23 protein-coding genes and 1 tRNA gene are annotated in these 20,807 nt (G+C 67.1%); 13 read left to right on the top strand and 11 right to left on the bottom strand.

Translation table 11 applies throughout. From position 1 onward, the window contains the following. Positions 1–123: 123 nt before the first annotated feature. On the top strand, positions 124–588 hold the full coding sequence (locus tag ACWZHB_RS03375; protein WP_427906472.1) for a nitroreductase family deazaflavin-dependent oxidoreductase: 465 nt from the start codon (positions 124–126) through the stop codon (positions 586–588). A 50-nt stretch (positions 589–638) separates the two neighbouring features. Here ACWZHB_RS03375 and ACWZHB_RS03370 read toward each other — a convergent pair whose 3' ends face one another. Next, the gene (locus ACWZHB_RS03370; protein WP_427906471.1) at positions 639–1,658 is read right to left on the bottom strand and encodes an aldo/keto reductase; all 1,020 of its coding nucleotides are present in this window, start codon (positions 1,656–1,658) and stop codon (positions 639–641) included. Between the two features lie 120 nt (positions 1,659–1,778). Here ACWZHB_RS03370 and ACWZHB_RS03365 point away from each other — a divergent pair, with 120 nt between their 5' ends. Continuing rightward, complete coding sequence (locus ACWZHB_RS03365) at positions 1,779–2,351, top strand: TetR/AcrR family transcriptional regulator (protein WP_427906470.1); 573 nt, start codon at positions 1,779–1,781, stop codon at positions 2,349–2,351. Here ACWZHB_RS03365 and ACWZHB_RS03360 read toward each other — a convergent pair. Beyond that, on the bottom strand, positions 2,338–2,493 hold the full coding sequence (locus ACWZHB_RS03360; RefSeq protein ID WP_427906469.1) for a hypothetical protein: 156 nt from the start codon (positions 2,491–2,493) through the stop codon (positions 2,338–2,340). The genes ACWZHB_RS03365 and ACWZHB_RS03360 overlap by 14 nt on opposite strands. On the opposite strand from ACWZHB_RS03360, the gene ACWZHB_RS03355 reads away from it, so the two are divergent. Next, positions 2,479–2,691, top strand: a complete 213-nt coding sequence (locus ACWZHB_RS03355; protein ID WP_427906468.1) for a hypothetical protein — start codon at positions 2,479–2,481, stop codon at positions 2,689–2,691. The two genes, ACWZHB_RS03360 and ACWZHB_RS03355, sit on opposite strands and share 15 nt — an antisense overlap. A gap of 30 nt (positions 2,692–2,721) precedes the next feature. On the opposite strand, the gene ACWZHB_RS03350 is transcribed toward ACWZHB_RS03355, so the two are convergent. Next, positions 2,722–2,795 (bottom strand) — tRNA-Ile (locus tag ACWZHB_RS03350). A 364-nt stretch (positions 2,796–3,159) separates the two neighbouring features. Further along, entirely contained in the window at positions 3,160–4,164 is a 1,005-nt protein-coding gene (locus ACWZHB_RS03345) for a zinc-binding dehydrogenase (RefSeq protein ID WP_427906467.1), read from the bottom strand. Positions 4,165–4,318: 154 nt separating this feature from the next. On the opposite strand from ACWZHB_RS03345, the gene ACWZHB_RS03340 reads away from it, so the two are divergent. After that, positions 4,319–4,822 (top strand): glycine-rich domain-containing protein, encoded by a 504-nt coding sequence (locus ACWZHB_RS03340; protein WP_427906466.1) that lies wholly within the window; start codon positions 4,319–4,321, stop codon positions 4,820–4,822. A gap of 5 nt (positions 4,823–4,827) precedes the next feature. On the opposite strand, the gene ACWZHB_RS03335 is transcribed toward ACWZHB_RS03340, so the two are convergent. The 5 genes from ACWZHB_RS03335 to ACWZHB_RS03315 form a co-directional block, all read right to left on the bottom strand. Continuing rightward, positions 4,828–6,600, bottom strand: coding sequence for an SDR family oxidoreductase (locus ACWZHB_RS03335; RefSeq protein ID WP_427906465.1), 1,773 nt, complete (start codon positions 6,598–6,600; stop codon positions 4,828–4,830). A 31-nt stretch (positions 6,601–6,631) separates the two neighbouring features. Beyond that, positions 6,632–7,726, bottom strand: coding sequence for a PDR/VanB family oxidoreductase (locus tag ACWZHB_RS03330; RefSeq protein ID WP_427906464.1), 1,095 nt, complete (start codon positions 7,724–7,726; stop codon positions 6,632–6,634). Next, on the bottom strand, positions 7,723–8,625 hold the full coding sequence (locus tag ACWZHB_RS03325) for a metal-dependent hydrolase (protein ID WP_427906463.1): 903 nt from the start codon (positions 8,623–8,625) through the stop codon (positions 7,723–7,725). The genes ACWZHB_RS03330 and ACWZHB_RS03325 overlap by 4 nt, the downstream gene beginning before the upstream one ends. A gap of 115 nt (positions 8,626–8,740) precedes the next feature. Continuing rightward, positions 8,741–9,745 carry a YdcF family protein gene (locus ACWZHB_RS03320; protein WP_427906462.1) on the bottom strand — a complete coding sequence of 335 codons (1,005 nt, stop codon included), beginning with the start codon at positions 9,743–9,745 and terminating at the stop codon, positions 8,741–8,743. A gap of 78 nt (positions 9,746–9,823) precedes the next feature. Next, positions 9,824–10,486, bottom strand: a complete 663-nt coding sequence (locus ACWZHB_RS03315; RefSeq protein ID WP_427906461.1) for a rhomboid-like protein — start codon at positions 10,484–10,486, stop codon at positions 9,824–9,826. A 376-nt stretch (positions 10,487–10,862) separates the two neighbouring features. Between ACWZHB_RS03315 and ACWZHB_RS03310 the strand changes: the two genes are divergently transcribed. The 3 genes from ACWZHB_RS03310 to ACWZHB_RS03300 are packed head-to-tail and all read left to right on the top strand — an operon-like array spanning position 10,863 to position 12,952. Next, a complete protein-coding gene (locus ACWZHB_RS03310; RefSeq protein WP_427906460.1) occupies positions 10,863–11,180 on the top strand; it encodes a plasmid stabilization protein in 318 nt (105 codons plus the stop codon). A 20-nt stretch (positions 11,181–11,200) separates the two neighbouring features. Next, positions 11,201–12,160 (top strand): TIGR03557 family F420-dependent LLM class oxidoreductase, encoded by a 960-nt coding sequence (locus ACWZHB_RS03305; protein WP_427906459.1) that lies wholly within the window; start codon positions 11,201–11,203, stop codon positions 12,158–12,160. Positions 12,161–12,169: 9 nt separating this feature from the next. Next, the gene (locus ACWZHB_RS03300) at positions 12,170–12,952 is read left to right on the top strand and encodes a DUF72 domain-containing protein (protein ID WP_427906458.1); all 783 of its coding nucleotides are present in this window, start codon (positions 12,170–12,172) and stop codon (positions 12,950–12,952) included. A gap of 81 nt (positions 12,953–13,033) precedes the next feature. Here the strand turns inward: ACWZHB_RS03300 and ACWZHB_RS03295 are convergent, their stop codons facing one another. After that, positions 13,034–15,067, bottom strand: a complete 2,034-nt coding sequence (locus ACWZHB_RS03295; RefSeq protein WP_427906457.1) for a CocE/NonD family hydrolase — start codon at positions 15,065–15,067, stop codon at positions 13,034–13,036. A 155-nt stretch (positions 15,068–15,222) separates the two neighbouring features. On the opposite strand from ACWZHB_RS03295, the gene ACWZHB_RS03290 reads away from it, so the two are divergent. After that, on the top strand, positions 15,223–15,885 hold the full coding sequence (locus ACWZHB_RS03290) for a TetR/AcrR family transcriptional regulator (RefSeq protein WP_427906456.1): 663 nt from the start codon (positions 15,223–15,225) through the stop codon (positions 15,883–15,885). 34 nt (positions 15,886–15,919) lie between these two features. Beyond that, on the top strand, positions 15,920–16,801 hold the full coding sequence (gene cynR, locus ACWZHB_RS03285; RefSeq protein ID WP_427906455.1) for a transcriptional regulator CynR: 882 nt from the start codon (positions 15,920–15,922) through the stop codon (positions 16,799–16,801). Between the two features lie 23 nt (positions 16,802–16,824). Here cynR and ACWZHB_RS03280 read toward each other — a convergent pair whose 3' ends face one another. Next, positions 16,825–17,592, bottom strand: coding sequence for an ankyrin repeat domain-containing protein (locus ACWZHB_RS03280; protein ID WP_427906454.1), 768 nt, complete (start codon positions 17,590–17,592; stop codon positions 16,825–16,827). Positions 17,593–17,912: 320 nt separating this feature from the next. Here ACWZHB_RS03280 and ACWZHB_RS03275 point away from each other — a divergent pair, with 320 nt between their 5' ends. Genes ACWZHB_RS03275 through ACWZHB_RS03260 form a run of 4 tightly spaced genes read left to right on the top strand, consistent with a single transcriptional unit; the run spans position 17,913 to position 20,804 of the window. Beyond that, complete coding sequence (locus tag ACWZHB_RS03275; protein ID WP_427906453.1) at positions 17,913–18,776, top strand: hypothetical protein; 864 nt, start codon at positions 17,913–17,915, stop codon at positions 18,774–18,776. 45 nt (positions 18,777–18,821) lie between these two features. Next, positions 18,822–19,040, top strand: a complete 219-nt coding sequence (locus ACWZHB_RS03270; RefSeq protein WP_427906452.1) for a three-helix bundle dimerization domain-containing protein — start codon at positions 18,822–18,824, stop codon at positions 19,038–19,040. Positions 19,041–19,098: 58 nt separating this feature from the next. Continuing rightward, on the top strand, positions 19,099–20,184 hold the full coding sequence (locus tag ACWZHB_RS03265) for an S-(hydroxymethyl)mycothiol dehydrogenase (RefSeq protein WP_427906451.1): 1,086 nt from the start codon (positions 19,099–19,101) through the stop codon (positions 20,182–20,184). Continuing rightward, positions 20,178–20,804 carry an MBL fold metallo-hydrolase gene (locus ACWZHB_RS03260; RefSeq protein ID WP_427909064.1) on the top strand — a complete coding sequence of 209 codons (627 nt, stop codon included), beginning with the start codon at positions 20,178–20,180 and terminating at the stop codon, positions 20,802–20,804. Before ACWZHB_RS03265 ends, ACWZHB_RS03260 begins: the two co-directional genes overlap by 7 nt. The last annotated feature ends 3 nt before the right edge of the window (positions 20,805–20,807 follow it).

Here is a 20,807-nt window from a genome sequence, read left to right as displayed (position 1 = left end):
GAATCACCACCCCACCGGCGGACAACACGTCTACTATGGTGCGTAGTAGATCGAGACTCTGGAGGGGCAGTGCACGATCAGAACCAAAACCGCAGTACCACAACGCCGTTGACAGCACGGTTGGTGGAATCGCTATCCCGATTCGCGAGCAAGCGCGGAATCTACCTCGGCCGCCGATCAACGAAGGTCCATGTAGCCCTGTACCGCCGCACCAACGGCCGACTCGGCGGCCGTTTCCCCGCTTTCCCCGATGCCCGAGTCCTGCTCCTGAACCACGTCGGCGCCAGAACCGGCACCCACCGAACCTCACCCGTCATGTACCACCACGACGGCGACGCCATCGCCATAGCTGGATCCAAAGCCGGCCAACCAACCCACCCAGCCTGGTTCCACAACCTGAAAGCCAACCCGGACACCACGATCCAAATCGGCGCCGACCTACTCCCCGTCCGAGCCCGGATAGCCGCCGACACCGAACGAAACCGCCTGTGGCCGAGGTTCGTCGAGTCCTTCCCCAGCTACGACTTCTACCAACGCAACGCAGGCAACCGCACGATCCCAATCGTCATCCTCGAGCCACGCGACTGATCCCACCGTCGATCGGTGCTCTGGTTATGCCGCCGGTGCGAACGCCCTCATCATCGACGACGTAGGGCTGGGTTGAGCAGAGATGGTGGCGTGTCATGCTTTTCGTGGGGAGCGAGGTCGGTGCCGGGGGCGACTATCGCATCGATGGCGTCGAGGACGTCGGGCGGCAGGACGGTGTCGGCGGCGGCTAGCTGGGAGCGCAGGTGGTCCATGGTGCGTGGTCCGATGATGGCGCTCGTGATGGCGGGGTGCGTGGTGACGAACGCCAGGGCGAGTTGGATCAGGGTCAGGCCCGCCTGGTCGGCCAGCTTCGCGAGTTGCTCGACGGCGGCCATTTTGGCGTGGTTGGCGGGGATCGTGGTGTCGTAGCGGTCGGGCATGAAGGTTGAACGGCTGGTGGATATTTCGCGGTCGGCGCGGATCGCGCCCGAGAGCCAGCCCGACGCCAGCGGACTCCACGCGAGGACGCCGAGGCCGTATTCCTCGGTGACCGGCAGGACGTGGGTTTCGATGCCGCGCTGCAGGATCGAATAGCTGGGTTGTTCGGTCACATATCGGCTCAGGTGGCGCTCCGCGGCTGCCCATTGCGCCTGGACGATGCGGTAGGCGGGGAATGTCGAGGAGCCGAAGTAGCGGATCTTGCCCGCGCGCTGCAGGTCGGTCAGCGCCGAGAGGGTTTCCTCGTCGCTGGTTTCGGGGTCCCAACGGTGGATTTGATAGAGGTCGACGTGGTCGACGTCGAGGCGGCGCAGGCTGTTGTCGAGCGCGGTGGTCAGCCAGCGGCGCGAACCGCCGCGATGGTTGCGCTCCTCGCCCATCGGCATGCTCGCCTTCGTAGCCAGCACGATGTCGTCGCGACGGCCAGCGATAGCCTTGCCCACCAGTTCTTCCGATTCACCGTGGCCGTACATGTCGGCGGTGTCGATGAGGTTGATGCCGCCCTCGATCGCGACATCGATCATGGCGGTGACCTCGTCCTGCGTGGACTTTCCCAGCTTGCCGAAGTTCATCGCGCCGAGCACGAGCGCGCTGACCTGAACGCCGGTACGACCCAGAGTGCGGTACTGCATGGCGGTTCCTCCCAGATGAGCTTGGTTCGGCTCGCCGGTTCTGGCATCCTCAACCAAGCGGAACAATGTTCCGCTAATCAACATACGGAACAGTGTTCCGCTTAGCAAGAGGGAGGTCTCGTGGTCGACAACCCGACCGAGCCGCCGCGCCGACGAGCCGACGCCCGGCGCAACCAGCAGGCGCTACTCGACGCTGCCGCAGCCGCCTTCATCGCCTCCGGCGTCGACGTCCCCGTCCGCGAGATCGCCACCCGCGCCGGCGTCGGGGTCGGCACCATCTATCGCCACTTCCCCACCCGGGCCGACCTCATCGTCGCCGTCTACCGCCACCAGGTCGAAGCCTGCGCCGAAGCTGGCCCCACCCTCCTCGCCACCAACACCTCACCCCACGCCGCACTCGGCGAATGGATCAACCTCTTCGCCGATTTCCTGACCACCAAACACGGTCTCGCGGAAGCACTTCAATCCGACGCCACCACCTTCGAAACCCTCCACACCTACTTCCTCGACCGCCTGGTCCCCACCTGCGAGGCCCTCCTCACCGCCGCCACCGCCGCAGGCGAAATCCGCCCCGGTACCGACCCCTACGAAATCCTCCGTGCTGTCGGCAACCTCTGCGTCGGCGGAAGTACTCCTCGCTACAACCCGCGCCGCATGGTCGGCCTCCTCATCGCGGGGCTCAGGGCGAAGTAGGGGTACCGAAAGCTCTCAGAAAGGTTGTCACCGCCGCGTCGGAGACAACGCGTAGTTCGGGGATCGCGAGGGGGCAGGTGCCGAGTTTGGATCGGGTGTCGATGCTGCCGGTGAGCAGGGCGGTGAAGTGGGTGGCCGCCAATTCCGGGTCATCGAGCCGGAGCGTGCCCGCGAGGGCGAGGCGGACTCGAGTCTGGTAGCCGAGAACCGGCGGGTGATCGAACGAATTCGAGCGACGTATCAGTCGGTGGACACCTTCGACCCCGAAGCGGCCGACCGCCTATCCGCCCTCACCGAGACCCTGCTGCACCGCGCCCGGACCGTCGACGCGCAGAGTTGATTGCGAATATCAGCAGGTCAGAGGGGGAAGTGGGGCGGGTGGGGCTCGAACCCACGACCAGCGGATTATGAGTCCGCGGCTCTAACCGACTGAGCTACCGCCCCTCGCCGCGGGGGTCTCCGCGGGCGAGTCGCATGGTACCCGGCGGAGTGCGGGGTTGACCACTTGACGCGGCGGTCGTGTCGGAGGTGGGACAGGAACGGCGATCGGGGGCCGCGGCTTCCTAGGAAGGCGCGGCGACCGATCGCCGTTGTCGTGCGGCACCCGGGGGATGGGTTACGAGCGTTCAGCTCGCTGGCCACCCCGCACTCGCGCGTCGCGGTCGCGACGTTCGATGTTGCCCCCTGGGTTGCTGGCCAACTTGATGACTCCTATTACCAACAACAGAACCGCAGCTATCACTGCGATGATTATCAGTCCCTGCACAGAACATAACTTAACGTGTATTCCGTTGCGGTGCTTGATAAGTTACAATGACGCGCCGAGCGTCAACAAGGTACGACCGAGGGCGGATCGACTCTCGATGGCGGCGTGCGCCTGTCGCACCTGGTCGATCGGGAAGGTTTGCCCGATCACCACTTCCAGCGCACCCTCGGCTACCGCCTGCTGCGCGCGGGCCGTGATACCGACCCAGTCGACATCGTCCTCGACGACATCGAACAGCCCGAGCACTCGCACACCGCGTGCGACCGCCGCTTCGGTGTCGCCCTGCGCGAAATCACCCGCGGCAGAGCCGTATCCGAGGAACAGGCCGCCATCGGCAGCGGCCGTCAACGCCGCGCCGCCGATCTCACCGCCGGCACCGTCGAAGACTACGGCCACACCCCCTCCGGTGATCTCACGGACTCGCTCTTCCCACCCGTCGGCGGAGTAGTCGACCACTGCCGTGGCGCCCAATCGTGTTGCGAGCGCGAGCTTTTCCTGGCCACGGGCAGCCGCTACCACGTGCGCGCCGGCGGCGACCGACAGCTGGGTGAGCAGTGTGCCGAGGCCACCCGCGGCGGCGGTGATCAGCACCCACGAACCCGGTTGCACCGCGGCGGTGTCGAAGACGGACAGAGCCGTGCGTCCGTCGTGGGCGAGACCGACGGCCTGCTCAGTGGTGAGTCCGTCGGGGATCTCGGTCAGGGTGGCCGCCTTGGCGAGGGATTTCTCGGCGTAGCCGCCGGTGGGCAGGCCGCCACCGATGCCGCTGGCGGCGGTCTGGGTGACCACGCGCTTGCCCAGCCAGCGGGGATCTACCTGCGCGCCGACCGCGCTGACCACACCACCGACAGCGCCGCCGGGGACATAGGGCAGGCTCAACGCGAAGTAATCCTGCCCCCACCCGCTGCGCAACCGGGTGTCGAGGAACATCACGTCGGCCACCTCGACGTCGACCACCACTTCGGCCGAATCCGGTTGTGGCGCAGGGAATTCCAATACCTCCAAGACTTCGGGACCACCGAATTCCTTGACCTGCACTGCACGCATCGCGACTCCTTCGTGGTGTTGACCGAACGAGTCAAGCATGAAACCTGAAGTGAAGTTCAGGTCAAGGGCGCTGAGGCCTGGATCACAGAATGTCCACCGGCCGGACTGCCCGGATCCCACGGCTGCTCCGCGGCCAGTGGCCTTACAGTGAATTGTGGCGTTCTCTTTCCCGCGAGCGGGCAGACGGCAAGTCGACCTCCCCACCGTCGACCGCACCGTCGATGCGCTGCGCTTGCCCGACGCGATCTTCAAGACCTCACCGTGGCAGCCCCGCGAGCTCGTGGAAACCGGTCTGCGCCAATGGTTGCGGTGCTGCGGCGCCGCCATTCGCGACGACCAGGTGATCGGCATGCCCTCGCACGCGGTCGACGAGGCCTGGCACGGCTTCATCCTCTGCACCCAGCTCTACGCGGACTTCTGTGCGCAGGCTTATGGCCGTTTCCTGCATCATTTCCCCGAGGGCGTCGGCGAGAGCACCCAGAATCACGGCACCATGGTCGAACAACTGGGCCGCACCGTGGTGGCCTGGTCGCTGGTCGCGCGGCCGGACGAGGAGTGCGTGCTCTGGGACCTGGACCGAAAGGTGGGCGTCGACAACCCCTGGGGCGTGGACGCCCGGCACGTCGCCGCCGTGCAGGAGCAACTGCGCCGGGCGTAGCCGAGTCAGACCAGCTTCATCCGGCGCGCGGCGAAGCGCACCGCACCGGGGGCGATCCGGTTGAGCCGGTACTGCACCCACGATTCCGGCGTCACCGGCACGATGTCACGTCCGGTCCGCACGGCCTTCACGATCTGGGCCGCCACACGGTCGGGAGTGTAGCCGCGTCGCTCGTACAGCTTGTCGAACTTCTGCTGCTTGGCCGTCTCCTCCTCGGCGGAGACACCCGAGATGCGGGTGGTGGCGACGATATTGGTGTGCACGATGCCGGGGCACACCGTCGACACCGAGACGCCGCGGTCGGCCAGTTCGGCACGCAGGCAGTCGGAGAACATGAACACCGCCGACTTGCTGGTGGCATAGGCCGCCATGTCGCGCTGCGGGCTGTAGGCGGCCATGCTCGACAGGTTCACGATGTGCCCGCCGAGCCCGCGATCGGCCATCGCCGCACCGAACGCCCGGCAGCCGTTGACCACGCCGCCGAGGTTGATCCGCAGGACGCGGTCGAACTCCTCCGACGGCGTGTCGAGGAACCCGCCCGCCTGGCCGACGCCGGCATTGTTGACCAGCACATCGGGCACGCCGTGCGCGGCGATCACCGTGTCCGCATGCGCGCGCACCGCGTCCTCGTTCGACACATCGAGCGGATAGGAATGCGCCACACCACCTTCCGCGGCGACGAGTTCCGCGGTGGCCTTGGCGGCGAGCTCGTTGACATCGGAGACCACCACTTCGGCGCCGAGCCGGGCGAAGGCCAGCGCGGTCTCGCGGCCGATGCCGCTACCCGCACCGGTGACCACCACCAGCTTGTGCTCGAATTCCCTTCGCGCAGGGCCTACTTCAGCCCTGGCCAGCCCGCGTGAGACCGCGGCACCGTCGAGTGCGTCGATCAGCTCGGTGGTCGCGGTGGCGAGCAGTTCCGGATGCGAGAACGGCATCCAGTGCCCGGCGGGCACATCACGACGCCACAGCCGGTCGGTCCACTTGCCCGAATCGTCGTAGCCCGCGGGTCGCACGGCGACATCGCGTCCGGCCACGATCAGCTGCACCGGCACCTCGGTGCGGCGCTCACGCGGGGAGAGCATGCGCTGCACGATGTTCGCGCGATAGATGAGCAGTCCGTCGACCATGTCACGGCGGAAGGTGGGGCCGAGCTTCACATTCGCGACGGGCGTGTCGTTCATCAGGGAAACCGCACGCTGCCACAGCTTTTCGGTGCCGATGGCGTTGAATGTCGCGCGCGGCAGCCCGGGCGTCATGAAGAAGAAGGTGTAGGCCGAGGAGGCGAGCTGGGTCATCGGCTGCCAGACATTGCGCAGGGTCGGGCGGGAGAGCCGGTCGCGCACCCAGCTGGACAGGTGGTCGAGATTGGGGCCCGAGACCGAGGTGAACGAGGCGACGCGCTCGCCGGCCTGCGGTTCGCATACCGCCTCCCACACCTGCACCGAGCCCCAGTCGTGGGCGAGCACGTGCACGGGGCGGTCGGGGCTCACCGCGTCGAGCACAGCGTAGAAATCGCGTGACAGTTCGTCGAGGCGGAAGTCGTCGGTGCGCTGGGTGCGGGTGGATTCGCCGTGCCCGCGGGTGTCGTAGGCGACCACATGGAAGCGGTCGGTGAGCAGCGGAATCACCCGGTCCCACAGGTGGTGGGTGTCGGGCCAGCCGTGCACGAGCACGATGGTGTCGGCGGCCGGGTCGCCGTATTCGAACACGGCGATGTCGAAATCACCGCTGCGGACGGTGCGCTGGTTGACGGGCTGCGGGCTGTCGTTCGTCATGATCGTTCGGACTCCTTGTCCAGCAGAGAAATCACAGGTCGAGCACCAATCGCTCACCGCGGGAACGGGATACGCAGGCCAGCATGGCACCCTCGGCACGGTCGGCATCGGACAGCGTGGTGTCGCGATGGTCCGGCTCGCCCGAGCGAACCCGCACCACGCAGGTGCCACAGAAGCCCTGCCTGCACGAGTAGGGCTGGTCGGGGCGGGAATCGAGGATCGTGTCGAGCACCGACCGGTCGGCGTCGACCGTGACAACCGCACCGCTGGAGGCGAATTCGATCTCGAATGCCGTGCCGTCGATGATCGGTGGCGGCGAGAATCGCTCGAAATGCAGTTCCACATCGGGCATCTCGCGCACGGCGGCGACGATCGCCGAGGTCATCGGTGTCGGGCCGCACGCGTAGACCGCGGTGCCGGGACCTACGCCCGGCAGCAGATCCGGCGCGGTGGGCAGGCCGTGCTCGTCATCGGTGCGCACGACGACATTCGCGCCGAAGCTCTCGATCTCGGCCAGGAACGGGATGGTGTCGCGACTGCGACCGCTGTAGACCAGCGTCCACGGCACACCGAGCCGGTGGGCGAGCCGTGCCATCGGCAGGATCGGGGTGATGCCGATGCCCCCTGCGACGAAATGCAGCCGCTGCGAAGGTGATCCGTGACCGGGCACCGCGAACGGGAAGGCGTTGCGCGGGCCGCGCACCACCAGCCGGGAGCCGGCGGGCAGTTCGTCGTGCACCTCGATCGAGCCACCGCCGCCACCGGGAATACGGCGCACGGCGATGCGGTACGCGCGCTCGTCGGCGGGATCGCCACACAGCGAGTACTGGCGCAGCCGACCCGACGGCAGTTCCAGATCCAGGTGCGCACCGGGCCGCCAGCGCGGCAGCACGCGACCGTCGGGGGCTTCGAGGCGAAGACTCACCACGTCCTGGTCGTGCGCTTCGATCCGGCGTTCGGTCACCACCACCGGCAGGCGGCGGTCGTCGACGCGCGGTCGCAGATCAGCTCGGTTGACCAGCGCGCTCCAGCGCAGCCGGGTAGCCGCGATGGCGTCGATGACCTTCATCGCCGGATCGTGGCGGTACTTGCCGTAGAGATCGGCGGGAATGTCGCGCGTGGTCACGACGCTGCCGAGCGGGCACCGGGCGAGGCGGCCAGATACGCGATCGCCTGCGCCGTCGAGCCGACGGATTGCGGGTTGTAGCCGGGCTGGAAGGTCGACAGCGCACTTACCAGCAACGACGGGACGCCGGGCAGCGCACCGCGCCACATCGCCCCGAACACCCCGGTGAGCAGCCGCGGGTAGCCCCGATCGGGCAACCGCGGGTCCTGCTGGACGAGGAACCGCGCACCGCGCACCAGCACGATGAGGAAGATCGGGAACACCAGCGTCATGGACGCGCAGCGACGGACGTAGCCGACGCCGAAATACTCCGCGACATCATGGGCGACGCTGCGGTGTTCGACCTCTTCGGCACCGTGCCAGCGGAACAGGTCGGCCATCCGCGGGTCGGCGCCGAACTGCTCCAGATCGGCGTTGAGAATCCAGTCGCCGAGCCAGGCGAAGAAGTGTTCGAGGCAGGCGATGAAAGCGAGGCGTTCCACCAGCATCTGGCGGCCTGCGCGATCGTCGCCACCGCGCGGGCCGAGCGAGACACGAAACAGGAATTCCATCTGCCGCAGATAGGGACTCGCGTCGATGCCATGGGCGGTGAAGACGTCGTCGAGCACCTTCGCGTGGGTTTGCGCGTGCATGGCTTCCTGCCCGATGAAACCGAGCATGTCCTCGCGCAGCTTCTCGTCCTTGACGTAGGGCAATGCTTCGCGATAGGTCTCGATGAACATGCGCTCGCCCTCGGGCAGCAACATGTTGAGCGCGCTGATCAGGTGGCCGGCGATCGGTTCCGCCGACATCCACTGGAGGTCGATGCCAGACCAGTCGAAGCTGACATTGCGCGCGTGCAATGCCACCACGCCCGGATCGATGTCCGGATGCTCTCGTCCCCAAGGAAATATCTTCATCGGTACTCCTCGATCAACCGCGCACGGCCTGCCATGCACCAGGTCGCGACGTTGCGCCCTGCTCGGTAGTTCCGATGATACAACTATCCATAACTGTACGTAACACCTAAATGTGTCAGCCGGCTTCGCCGAAGATCGCCAGCGCGACCGGAGCCGCCACCAGCAACCCGCACAGCACGGCATTGAGCACCTTGTGCTCGGCCAGAATCCCGGCGTATTCGCGCAGGATGGCGCTGGGCAGGTAGTAGCGGGCCGTCGGCGCGCCGACGGCCTTGGCGTCGATCCCGACCGAGCGCGCGAGCAACGCGGTCCGCAGCACATGGAAATTGCTGGTGACCAGCAGAATGCGGCTCTCGATCCCCTGTCTGGCCAGCAATTCGCGGCTGAACAGCAGGTTCTCGCGGGTGGTAGTCGAACGGTCCTCCCGCAGGATCTCGTCGTCGCGCACGCCGTGTTCGACGAGGTAGGCGGCCATCGCGGTGCTCTCGGCGACCTTCTCGTCGGACCCCTTGCCACCGCTGGTGACCAGCAGTGGCGTCCGGCCGTGCGCGCGGGCGGTGCGCCAGATACCGAGCGCACGGTCGAGCCTGCTCGCCAGCAGCGGCGGAACCCGGTCACCGAGCAAGCCGGAGCCGTGCACGACGATCGCGACCACGTCGTCGGTACGTGTCACCCAGCCGTAGACGAGCGAATAGAACAGGAACGCGACGAGCACGAAGCCGAGGTAGGCGGCGACGAGCACGACCGCGAGCAGCAATACCCCGAGCACCTCCCACTCGGCGATCACCGCCAGCACCAGCAACACGTACGGAACCAACAGTGCGACGCCGAGTCCGAGGGAGAGCAGGTTCGCCACGCGCACGCCCTCGCGGCGCAGCATCACCACCCCGTTGAGCATCAGCAGCCCCGACAGCGCGAGCACGAGCAATGGCGACAACGCCAGCGCGAAGAAGACCAGCATCTCGGGGCCCGCCCCTTCGGCACCCGAACCGATCAATGCGCCACCGGCACACAGAATTCCGAGCAGCAGCAACACGCCATTACTGAATCGGCGCCGCTCCTGACGGAAGCGCAGCGCGAACACACCGAGCAGAACCACACCTATCGCCAGCAAGATCACCGGTCCCACCCTAGTGAGCACAGGACGCTCGGCGGTCGCCCGTCCCGCACCCACGGCCGGTCGGCTAACTATTAGCAATCAGCGCTCGGTCGAGGATTTCCGCAGGACTACCGCGGGATCCCACGCGCGCCCGCGGCCTCGAGTCAGCGGGTAGCAAGCGAAACCGATGGCGGCCGCGCTCGCATGTCCGATGTCGGTGAACGCGCGGTTCAGGAAGATCGGCGGGAGCACGACCGCGAGGACCGCGACCACGTATAACCAGCGCCACGGCGTCACCACCCGGTACGCGAGCACCGCGGCCACACCGGCCAGCGCGTAACTGACGCCCACATCGAGGAAATACATCGCGCGTTCGGGCGCGTCGTCGCTGCGAATCGCCCACAGCAGCACGCCCTGACTGAGGTAGGTGGCGCCCACATGCGCGAGCACGACGACCACCAGCCAGCGCAGGGTGCCGAGCCAGCGTTCGACATTGGCGTGAAAGACGGTGAACAGCACCACATAGGCGAACCATCCGCCGCCGTCGGTCCAGAAAGCACTGGCGATCAGCACCCGCAGCGGATCTTCACCGAGGTGATGCAGGTTGGTCGAGCGGTGACCGAGCCACTGTTCGGCTTCATCGGGCGGGAGACGATCGATGATCACCGTCGTGACGGCGAGGGCGGTGAGCCAGAGGTAGGTGCCGGGCGCGCTGCGGATCCACCGCCATGCACGAATCGCGATTCCGCCTGGTGCGCCCACCAGGTAAGTGTGGCAGGTCGATGCGACCACATGCAGGTAGCTATGTTATTGCTAACACAGTTTCGGGTACTCACGATATGTCGGGTATCGGAACCACAACCAGCTATGACACCACGGCTCGAACACTTCGTCCCGCGGTGAGCGGCAATAGCTGGATGGACATTCGGGGAAGGAGGTGAGCCGTTATGGTCATCGACTTCTTTCAGTGGCTAGCTACCGTGATCTTCAACTTCTTCATCTGATCCGCCAGGCTCGGACCGTGATGGCGCCCACCGACCGTGGACGCCATCATCGCGTGACCGGCCGCTGTTTCCGTCCTCGGCTACCGGGTAGGCGACACCCAAGATGCCCACCGATCGAGGAGGAGGTCTACGCCATGCCGCAGCAAGCGTGGAGCGACAAGCGCGAACGCCAGTACAAAGACATCAAGAAGTCCGAGCGCGACCGTGGCCGTAGCGAAGAACGGGCCGAGGAGATCGCCGCGCGGACGGTCAACAAGACTCGCGCCCAGCACGGCGAAACAAAGGGATCCAGCAAGAAATCCGGCAGTTCCTCGCAACGACGTGGCGGTCAACGAACCCAGGGCAGCGGCAAGACCCGCGATCAGCTCTACGACGAGGCCCGGCGCCGCAATATCGACGGCCGCTCCAAGATGAACAAGCAGGAATTGGCCAACGCCCTCGGCCGCGGCTGACCCACTGCGAAAGGTTCGCCATGCAGCTCGGATTTAAATTGGCGGCCGAGGCATTCGGCCCGAAGGAACTTGTCCGACAGGCGGTTCGGGCCGAATCGGTCGGCTTCGATTTCGTCGAGATGAGCGATCACTTCCATCCGTGGCTCGACAATCAGGGCCACTCCCCCTTCGCCTGGACGGTCCTCGGCACGATCGCGGCACGCACCGAGGAAATCGGGCTCGCCACCGGCGTGACCTGCCCGATCATCCGCTATCACCCCGCGATCATCGCCCAGGCGGCCGCCACCACCGCCCTGGTATCGGACGGGCGGTTCACCCTGGGAATCGGTTCGGGCGAGCGGCTCAACGAGCACATCGTCGGGCACGAGTTCCCGCCGGTGCTGATCCGTCAGCGGATGTTGCGCGAGGCGCTCGAGATCATTCGGTTGTTGTGGCGCGGCGGCTACCGCAACTACTACGGCGAGTTTCTGGAGCTGTCGGACGCGCGGGTGTTCGATCTACCGGAGACGCTGCCGGTGATCGCGGTGGCGGCGGGCGGCCCCAGCGCGGCCAAGATCGCCGCCGAACTCGGCGACGGGCTGTTCGCGACCGCGCCGGATCCCGCACTGGTGCAGGCCTTTCAGCAGGATGGCGGCACAGGTCCGCGCTATGTCGAAGTGGGCGTCGCCTTCGCCGAGAGCGATCGCGAAGGCGCCGAGGCCGCGCTGTCGACGAACCGGTGGTCGACCGGCGGCTGGAAGGTGATGAGCGAGCTGCCCAATCCGGCGAACTTCGAAGCCGCGTCGAGCACCGTGCGAGTCGACGACATGCTCGAGTCCTTTGTCTGCGGCAACGATCCGAAACGCTACGTCGAGGCGGTGCGCAAGGCAGTCGACGCGGGTTTCGATCACGTGGTGCTGATGAACGCGGGACCGGACATGGACGCGTTCCTCGACTTCTACAGCAGCGAACTCCAGCCGCTGCTGCGCTCGGAGATCTGAGGCACCGACATGACCATGTACGTCGGCACTTCCGGTTGGCAGTACCGCGATTGGCGCGGCGTGCTGTATCCACCGAAGGTGCCGGCGAGGCTGTGGCTCGAGCAGTACGCGGAGGCGTTTTCGACCGTCGAGTCGAACAACGCGTTCTATCGATTGCCGAGCCGGGAGAACTTCGCGACCTGGCGGGAACGCACGCCCGCCGGCTTCGTCGTGGCGGTGAAGGCGAGCCGCTATCTCACCCATATCAAGCGGCTGCGCGACCCGGCCGAACCGGTGCAGCGGCTACTCGACCACGCCGCGGGCCTCGGCGAGCGACTCGGCCCGATCCTGCTCCAGCTGCCGCCGACCCTGCGCGCGGACTCCGATCTCCTCGACACCTGCCTGCGCTGCTTCCCGGATTCGGTGCGGGTAGCGGTGGAACCGCGCCACGATTCCTGGTGGACCGACGAGATCCGCACGGTCCTGAAATCCCGTGGCGCGGCACTGTCCTGGGCAGATCGCGACTCCCGCCCGGTCACGCCGCTGTGGCGAACCACCGACTGGGCCTACCTGCGCCTGCACGCGGGCCGCGCCACTCCCCTACCGTCCTACGGCAAGCAGGCGCTGAGCGGCTGGGCACATCGGCTGCTCGACACCTGGTCGCCCGACGACGACAGCTACGTCTACTTCAACAACGACCACGGTGGCGCGGCGGTGCGCGACGCGGTCACCTTCGCCCACCTCGCGGCGGGTGCGGGCGCCGACGTGACCCGGGTGCCCGACTTGGCGACCCACGAACGGTCGCGGTCGTGACCACCGCGACCGATCGCACCGAGGCATATGCCGAATTCGTCGACGATCTGACGAGGCTGTTCGAACCGGGGTGAACCGGGCTCACCAGCCGGGATCGACGTCCAAGGGAACGTTGATCCAGCTCGGCCGGGACGGATCCAGCTCGAGATGCTGGGTGCGCAGCCCGCTCTCGTTCAGCAACGGCCGCAACGGGATTCCGCTGGGGAAGTTGCCCGCGAACACATCCACCCGAAGCCGATGGCCCGGCAACAGCACACCGTCGGTGGCGCGGATGCCGATGTCGATGGTGGTCGGCTCGCCGGGCACGATCGGTTGGCGGGTGTCGAGGGTGAGGATCGGGTAGGGGTCGGTGTAGTCGCCGTTGGGTGAGCGGGTCGACTTGGCTTCGTCGACCGCGCGGAGCGAGGCCATCAGCTGGCCCTGGGTCCACACTGTCGAAGTGCCGTCGGGCGCGACGTCGTTCACCGTGACGGTCCAGTAGCCGTCGGTGGTGTCGAGCACGGTGTTGAGGTGCGCGGCGATCTCACCGGAGATCCTGGTCGGCTGGGTCACCGGGGCAGTGGTGAAGGTGAGCGCGGCGCCCTCACTGATCCTGGCGTCCTTCGCGCAGATATCGGGCAGCGGAATCATGCCCGCCGTGCCCTGCGCCGCGTCCCGCGAACAGATCGTCGTCAGGCTCGGATCGACCGAAACACGCTGGGCCGCACCGGGCGCGGCTACCAAACTGCCGTCGTACCGCGCGCCCGGCGCGGTCCCCGACGAGGCGCCGTCGAGATACATCCGCCGGTACTGCATGCCAGGGCGCGGAAACTCCACATCGGTGGTCCACTGCCCACTTCCCTGCTGCCACAGGGTGACCGGGTCGTAGCGATCGATGCCGTTGTCGATTCCCTTGAGCCACTTGTCGAACCACGCGCGCTGCAGCGATTCCAGCGGCGCGGGCGCATTCGGCTGACCGAGGCCCGAGCTCACCGTCACGTGGTAGACGTCGCCCATGATGAGCTTCTTCTGCTCGGCTGGCACGTCGACGGCGTTGTAGATGCGCGGAGTCGAGTAGGTGAAGATGTCGTGCCAGCCGCCGTAGAGGAAGGTCGGCACCTGCACCTTGTCGGGCTCGCCGACCCAGGCGGTCCGCAGCGGGCTCTCGTCGTCGAGAATCGCGGCCATCTCCGGTGGGATCTGTTCGACGGTCGGCGTGGCCAGTGCGGCGATGAGCACGTTGAAGAAGGTGAACGGGTCACGGATCCGGTCGGCCATCCAGGTCCAGTCGAACTTGCCGGTGAGGATCGCGACCACATCCGGCAGCAGTTTCGCGCCGTCGACGGCGAGCAGCCAGAGCGGGATGAAGCCGATGCCGAGCGCGCCACCGGGGGCGGCGACATCGCGGATCAGGTCGTTACCGGGGACGATCGGGAAGATCGCCTTCAGCGCCTCGGGATGGCGCTGCGCGGTCTGCAGCTGGTTGATCCCCGAATAGGAGATGCCGCTCATCCCGATCTTGCCGTCGGACCAGCCCTGTTTCGCCGCCCAGTCGACGACTTCCACGCCGTCGAGCTGTTCGCGTTCGCCGAACACCTGCCAGGTGCCCTGCGAGAAACCGGTGCCGCGCACGTCGACGACCACCTGGGTGTAGCCGCCGCGGATCAGGTTCCGGTCGACGCCGAAGGTGCGGGCGGCGCCGCCGGGCAGCGCCTTCATCATGTCGCTGAGGCTGCTGAAACCGAACGGCGAGAAGTCCAGGTTCTGCAGCACCGGCATCAGCACGTCCGACAGGCCGGGCACCGCGAGCGCCGAGTCGGCGATGTTGGTGACCAGCTTGGTGTAGGGCGTCATGTTGACGATGGTGGGTGTCGGCTCCGCGATCGGCTGACCGTCGGCGCCGGCCGGGTGATAGACGTTGGCTTTCAATACGGTGCCGTCACTCATCGTGATCGGCACATCCCACTCGATGAAGACATTGGGGAATTGCTGGGGCCCGTTGTGGGTGGCGACGAACTGCGCGTCGAGACCCTCAGCGTTCGGCGATGCTTGTCCGACCGGTGCGGATGCCACGGCGCCTGCCAACACGACGACGGATGCGACCAGCGCAGCCAGCCGCCCACGATGTTTGATCATGCTTCGGTTCAGCCCTCCACCATCGGGAACCACAACGTTCCCGTACCGGGAAGTAACGTAGCGCGCGTCACGTTCGATCGCAAGAACATGTTCTGGGCAAGCCATGATCAGCGCCCGCGCGAATCCCGCACCGGTCACCTGACAGAATCGACACTGTGACAGCGCCCGAACTCGACGACGGCCGCCGATACCGTGGCGCCGCACCCGGGCAACGTCAGCAGGAACGCCGCACCCGGCTGATCGAAGCGGCCACCGAAGCCTTCGGTGTCGACGGCTACCGCAACACCACGGTCACCACGATCTGCGCGGCGGCAGGTGTCGGCAAGCGCTACTTCTACGAATCCTTCGCCGACAGTGAGGATTTGCTGCTCGAGGTGTATCGCGAGACAGCCGCCAGGATGATCGAGGCGATCCATACCGGCCTGCGCGATCCCGACGCCGACGTCGAGACCCAGGTGCGCGTCGCGCTCACCGCGTACTTCCAGCTCATCCTCGACGACCCACGGGTTCCCCGGATCGCGTTCTTCGAGATCCTCGGCGTGAGCGCTGCGGTGGACCGGGCCTACTACGGCGTTCTCGACGCCCTGGTCGACATCTGCCTGGCCCTGATCACCCCGCACGTCGACCTCGAAACCCACCCCACCGTCAGCGTGCGCACAGTGCTGTTCGGCCTGGTCGGCGCCATCGTGATCATCGCCCAGAAGTGGGTGCTCGACGACTACCGCCAACCGATGACCGATGTGGTGGACAGCGCGTGCCTGGTGGTCAACGCGGTGCTGACGAAGATCGGCCCGGACGGCAGGTCGATTCTCGGTTGACGACGCGGGCGGTGCTCGCGCGTATTCTCGGGCGGTGACGCCAGAACTCCGGCACCTGCGTTATCTGGCCGCCGTCGCCGAGCACGGGAATTTCACCCGGGCAGCCGAGGAGCTGCACGTGTCGCAGCCGACGCTGTCGCATCAGATCAAGCAGCTCGAGCGGGCCGTGGGGGCGGTATTGCTCGATCGGGCGGGGCGCAGTGTGCGGCTCACCGACGCCGGGGCGGCCTATCTCGCGCATGCCCGCCGGGCCGTCGAGGAGGTCGCGGCGGCGCAGCGGGCCGTGCACGATGTCACCGATCTGAGTCGCGGGCTGCTCCGCTTCGCCGCGACGCCCACTTTCACGCCCTACCTGGTGGGGCCGCTCATCGCGGGGTTTCGGGCGCGCTATCCGGGGATCACCGTCGAGTTCGGCGAGTCCTCCCAGGACACCATCGAGTCCGAACTGCTCGACGACCGCATCGACCTCGGCATCGCCTTCGCGCCGCCGCGTCTGCCCGGCATCGCGGCCGAAGCGTTGTTCGAGGAGAACCTGGCCGCGGTACTCGGCGTCGCCGCCCACCCCTCGCTACCGGAAACCATGGCACCCGGCGATCTGGTCGGCCACGATCTCGCCCTGCTCAATCCGTCGTTCGCGACGCGCCATCACATCGACAGCTACCTGCGCGCGCAGGATATTTCGCCCCGAATCGCCTTGGAGGTCGACTCGATTCAGGCGCTGCTGGAGGCGGTGTCCGCTTCGAGTCTGGTGACGATCCTGCCCGAGGCGGTCACCGGCACCCACCCACAGCTGACACGAATTCCGTTGTGGCCCAGCTTACCTCGCAGAACAGTCACTCTGCTGCGCGCGGCCGAGGGTCATCGTAGTGCCGCCGCAACGGCGTTCGCAGAATTGGTGCGCGAACACGTGCGGTGAGCTTCGACCGCTGTCGTGTCCACTCAGCGCAGCAGCGCGACGATCGCGTCTTGGTCGAGACGCTCGGCGTTCTGCAGCGCGGTGCGGCCTTCGGCGTCGCGGATCTGCGGGTCGGCGCCCGCGGCGAGCAGTGCGGTGACGGTTTCCTGGTAGCGCGGAGAGCCGTCGCCATAGACGACCGCCTCCTGCAGTGCCGTCCACTGCGGCTTGTTCACATGGTTGACGTCGACGCCCGCGGCGATCAGCATTCGCACGGTAGTCACATGCGCGTGCTCACTCGCCGGGATGAGTGCCGTGCCGCCGTAACGGTTCACGCTGCGCAGGTCGGCGCCGTGGCGCAGGGTCGCTTCGAGGATCTGGTCGAGGCCCTCGGCGCCGGCGTACAGGTAGGCGGAGTCCTGGAGGTCGTCCTTGGCGTTCACGTCGGCGCCCGCCTCGATCAGCGCCACCGCTGCCTCGGCGGCCTTGTTCTTGGTGGCGGCGACCAGTGGGGTGCGGCCGTGGTCGCCGCGCGTCTCCATGTCGGCGCCGCGGGCGATCAGGTCACGGACCTGCGCGGTGTCGTTGCCCGCTGCCGCGGCGTAGAGATCGTCGTCCAGCGTGTGATCGAGCTGCCGAGCCTGCGGAGCGGCGGCGGACCCTGCTGAGGTCGCGGCCGGCGCCGCCGAGGTCGACGCGCCGGTTCCCGCCGTCCCGGGGTCGGCGGAGCAGGCACCGACGCCCACCGCGAGAATCGCGAGCGCGAGCACGGCCGCGCGGGGGCCACGAACTGTCGGGCGAGCCGGATTCATATCTCTCCTCTGGTCAGGTCCCTTCCACCGTGCCCACCCGATCGCCCCGCGTCCAGGACGCGGCGCCGATCGCGACCATCGACACCGTCTATGCGTCGCGGCCCAGCAGGGATGCGCCCGCCGGCCGCCCGCCGCATCCGGGTCAACCGCGGTGACCGCAGGGTGAACAGCGCGGAACCATCACCGGTGTGTATTGCCCTGTGCGACACCATGTGCCCAGACTGAATGCCTGTTCGACAGCGTGGTCGAGATCCCTGCCGCCCCACGCGGTTCCCCGTGCGTTCCGGGTCGGCGACCATCGACGAGCCGAAGGATGCGCGATGCCGTTTCTGTTGATCTCCGGAGTCTTCGTCGCCAAAGGCGCACAGCCCGATGGCGATTCGGTCCGCTTCCGACCTGACGACCCCGCCCTGTGGGATCGCGTCGGCGGTCCGCATCGCGTCAAACGCAACGCCTCGGGTGCCGCGCAGTTGCGCCTCGACGGCATCGACTCACTCGAAACGCACTACACGCCCAGGCACGGCACCCGCATGCACCAGCCGCTCGAACTGGCCCACGCCGCCGCCGGGGAGCTGCTGGCGTGGCTGGGGTTCACCGGCGTCGTGCGTAACGCGAGCGAGACGGTGACCAGCACCGATCAGGCCGACGTACCCGGTTTCATCCTGACCCGCGGCGCCGACCTGCACGGACGATGCGTCGCGTTCGCCGGGCGTGGACCCGCACCCGGCGACTCGGGCAGCGAGACCTTCGTCGATGTCGCGCTGCTGCGGCTCACCCTCAACCACCATCAGCTGGCGACCGGCCTGGCCTACCCCACGTTTTACCGCAGCCTGTTCCCCGCCTTGCGCGACGAGTTCATCGCGGTCTCGACCGCGGCCGCCGGCCTCGGCGTCTGGCCCGCCGACGCGACGACGACCGGTGCCACCATCACCTCCCCGACCTCCCTCACCGACGACATCGTCTTGCTCCCCAAGCTGTTCCGCCGCCTCGCGGATTACCTCGAACTCGGTGACGGCGACCTGTCGCTCGACGGCTTCCCCGCCTTCCTCGCCCAGGCGGCCGACCGCTTCTTCATCCTGTCGACCGGCCACTCCACCACCGGACTCGACGCGATCACGGTGATCGACGGTGCGACCGTCCGCCTCACCCACCCGCCTACCGATCTGGTTTTCGACGAAAAGTAGGCACCGCCCCCGTTGATCGTCGCGGTCTGCGGGTAACCCAGGCATATGACCACTAACGAGAACCGACAGCTCGATGAGGTCATCGAGCGGTTGATCATCAGGTACCCCACCATCGAACCCGCTGAGCTCGCCGACATCGTGCACAACGTGTACGACGCGTTCGGAAAAGTGCACATCCGCGACTATGTCCCGCTGCTCGTCGAGCATCACGTGAAGGAAGAACTCGGCACTCCGACCGGACAGATCCCACCCATCCCGGACTGATCGGGCGCGCGACCCCGCTAGCGTTGGCGTAGCTCACGTCAACAATGAGGAGGTTCGCATGCCCGACACCGTCCGCGGGGTCATCGCTCGCGCGCAGGATGCGCCGGTCGAAACCGTCGATGTCGTGATTCCCGATCCGGGGCCGCACGATGTGGTCGTCCGCGTCCAGTCCTGCGGGGTGTGCCACACCGATCTGCACTATCGCCAGGGTGGGATCAACGACGAGTTCCCGTTCCTGCTCGGTCACGAGGCTGCCGGTGTGGTCGAGTCCGTCGGCGCCGCCGTGACCCATGTGGCCGAGGGCGACTTCGTCGTCCTCAACTGGCGCGCGGTCTGCGGTGAGTGCCGAGCGTGTCGTCGCGGGCGCCCCTGGTACTGCTTCGACACCCACAACGCCAGCGTCCCGATGACGCTCACCGACGGCACCCCACTCACCCCGGCCCTCGGAGTCGGCGCGTTCGCCGACAAGACCCTTGTGCACGAAAAGCAGTGCACCAAGGTCGATTCCGAGACCGACCCAGCTGTCGCGGGCCTGCTCGGCTGTGGCGTGATGGCCGGCATCGGCGCCGCCATGAACACCGGAAACGTCTCGCGCGGTGACAGTGTCGCGGTGATCGGCTGCGGCGGTGTGGGTGACGCCGCCATCGCCGGTGCGCGCCTCGCCGGGGCGGGCACGATCATCGCGATCGACCGCGATCAGCGAAAGCTGGACTGGGCCAAGGACTTCGGTGCCACCCACACCATCGACGCGACCAGCGAAGACGTCGTGGAACGGATCAAGGAACTCACCGACAGCTTCGGTGCCGACGTGGTGATCGACGCGGTCGGCCGCCCGGAGACCTGGCAGCAGGCGTTCTACGGCCGCGATCTGGCAGGCACGGTGGTGCTCGTCGGTGTTCCCACTCCGGAGATGAAGCTGGAGATGCCGCTCATCGATCTGTTCTCGCACGGTGGGTCACTGAAGTCGTCCTGGTACGGCGACTGCCTGCCCGAACGCGACTTCCCGATGCTCATCGACCTCTACCGGCAGGGCAGGTTGCCGCTGGACCGGTTCGTCACCGAGAAGATCGGCATCGACGAGGTGGAGCAGGCGTTCGCCGCGATGGCCGAGGGCAAGGTGCTGCGTTCGGTGGTGGTCTGGTGACCCGCATCGAAAGAGTCGTCACCTCGGGCACTTTCGCGCTCGACGGTGGCACCTGGGATGTCGACAACAATGTGTGGCTGATCGGTGACGACAACGAGGTGCTCGTCATCGACGCCGCCCACGACGCCGATGCCATCGCCGCCGCGGTCGGCGACCGCCAGGTCACCGCGATCCTGTGCACCCACGGCCACAACGACCACGTGACCGTCGCCCCGGAACTCGCGAAGCGCCTCGACGCACCCGTCCTGCTCCACCCCGGCGACGAGCCACTCTGGCGCATGACCCACCCCGACGCCGACTACCGCTCCCTGGCCGATACTCCACGAATCACCGTGGCGGGCACCGACATCGACATCCTGCATACTCCCGGCCACTCCCCCGGCTCGGTCTCCCTGCACGTCCCCGATCTCGCGGCCCTGTTCACCGGCGACACCCTGTTCGCCGGCGGCCCCGGCGCCACGGGCCGCTCGTTCTCGGACTTCGACACGATCATCGACTCCATCCGGGACCGGCTCTTCGCCCTCCCCGACGCCACGACGGTCCACACCGGCCACGGCGACAACACGGCCATCGGCACCGAACGGCCCGCACTCGCCGACTGGATCGCCCGAGGACACTGAACT

This window comes from Nocardia sp. FBN12, assembly GCF_054031145.1.
This window is presented reverse-complemented; position numbering and strand designations above follow the sequence as displayed.

Coding starts and splice junctions, on each gene's coding strand:
- ACWZHB_RS03370 (WP_427906471.1), bottom strand. CDS start 1,658: ATGCAGTACCGCACTCTGGGTCGTACCGGCGTTCAGGTCAGCGCGCTC.
- ACWZHB_RS03345 (WP_427906467.1), bottom strand. CDS start 4,164: ATGCGTGCAGTGCAGGTCAAGGAATTCGGTGGTCCCGAAGTCTTGGAG.
- ACWZHB_RS03335 (WP_427906465.1), bottom strand. CDS start 6,600: ATGACGAACGACAGCCCGCAGCCCGTCAACCAGCGCACCGTCCGCAGC.
- ACWZHB_RS03325 (WP_427906463.1), bottom strand. CDS start 8,625: ATGAAGATATTTCCTTGGGGACGAGAGCATCCGGACATCGATCCGGGC.
- ACWZHB_RS03310 (WP_427906460.1), top strand. CDS start 10,863: ATGCCGCAGCAAGCGTGGAGCGACAAGCGCGAACGCCAGTACAAAGAC.
- ACWZHB_RS03305 (WP_427906459.1), top strand. CDS start 11,201: ATGCAGCTCGGATTTAAATTGGCGGCCGAGGCATTCGGCCCGAAGGAA.
- ACWZHB_RS03300 (WP_427906458.1), top strand. CDS start 12,170: ATGACCATGTACGTCGGCACTTCCGGTTGGCAGTACCGCGATTGGCGC.
- ACWZHB_RS03295 (WP_427906457.1), bottom strand. CDS start 15,067: ATGATCAAACATCGTGGGCGGCTGGCTGCGCTGGTCGCATCCGTCGTC.
- ACWZHB_RS03280 (WP_427906454.1), bottom strand. CDS start 17,592: ATGAATCCGGCTCGCCCGACAGTTCGTGGCCCCCGCGCGGCCGTGCTC.
- ACWZHB_RS03275 (WP_427906453.1), top strand. CDS start 17,913: ATGCCGTTTCTGTTGATCTCCGGAGTCTTCGTCGCCAAAGGCGCACAG.
- ACWZHB_RS03270 (WP_427906452.1), top strand. CDS start 18,822: ATGACCACTAACGAGAACCGACAGCTCGATGAGGTCATCGAGCGGTTG.
- ACWZHB_RS03265 (WP_427906451.1), top strand. CDS start 19,099: ATGCCCGACACCGTCCGCGGGGTCATCGCTCGCGCGCAGGATGCGCCG.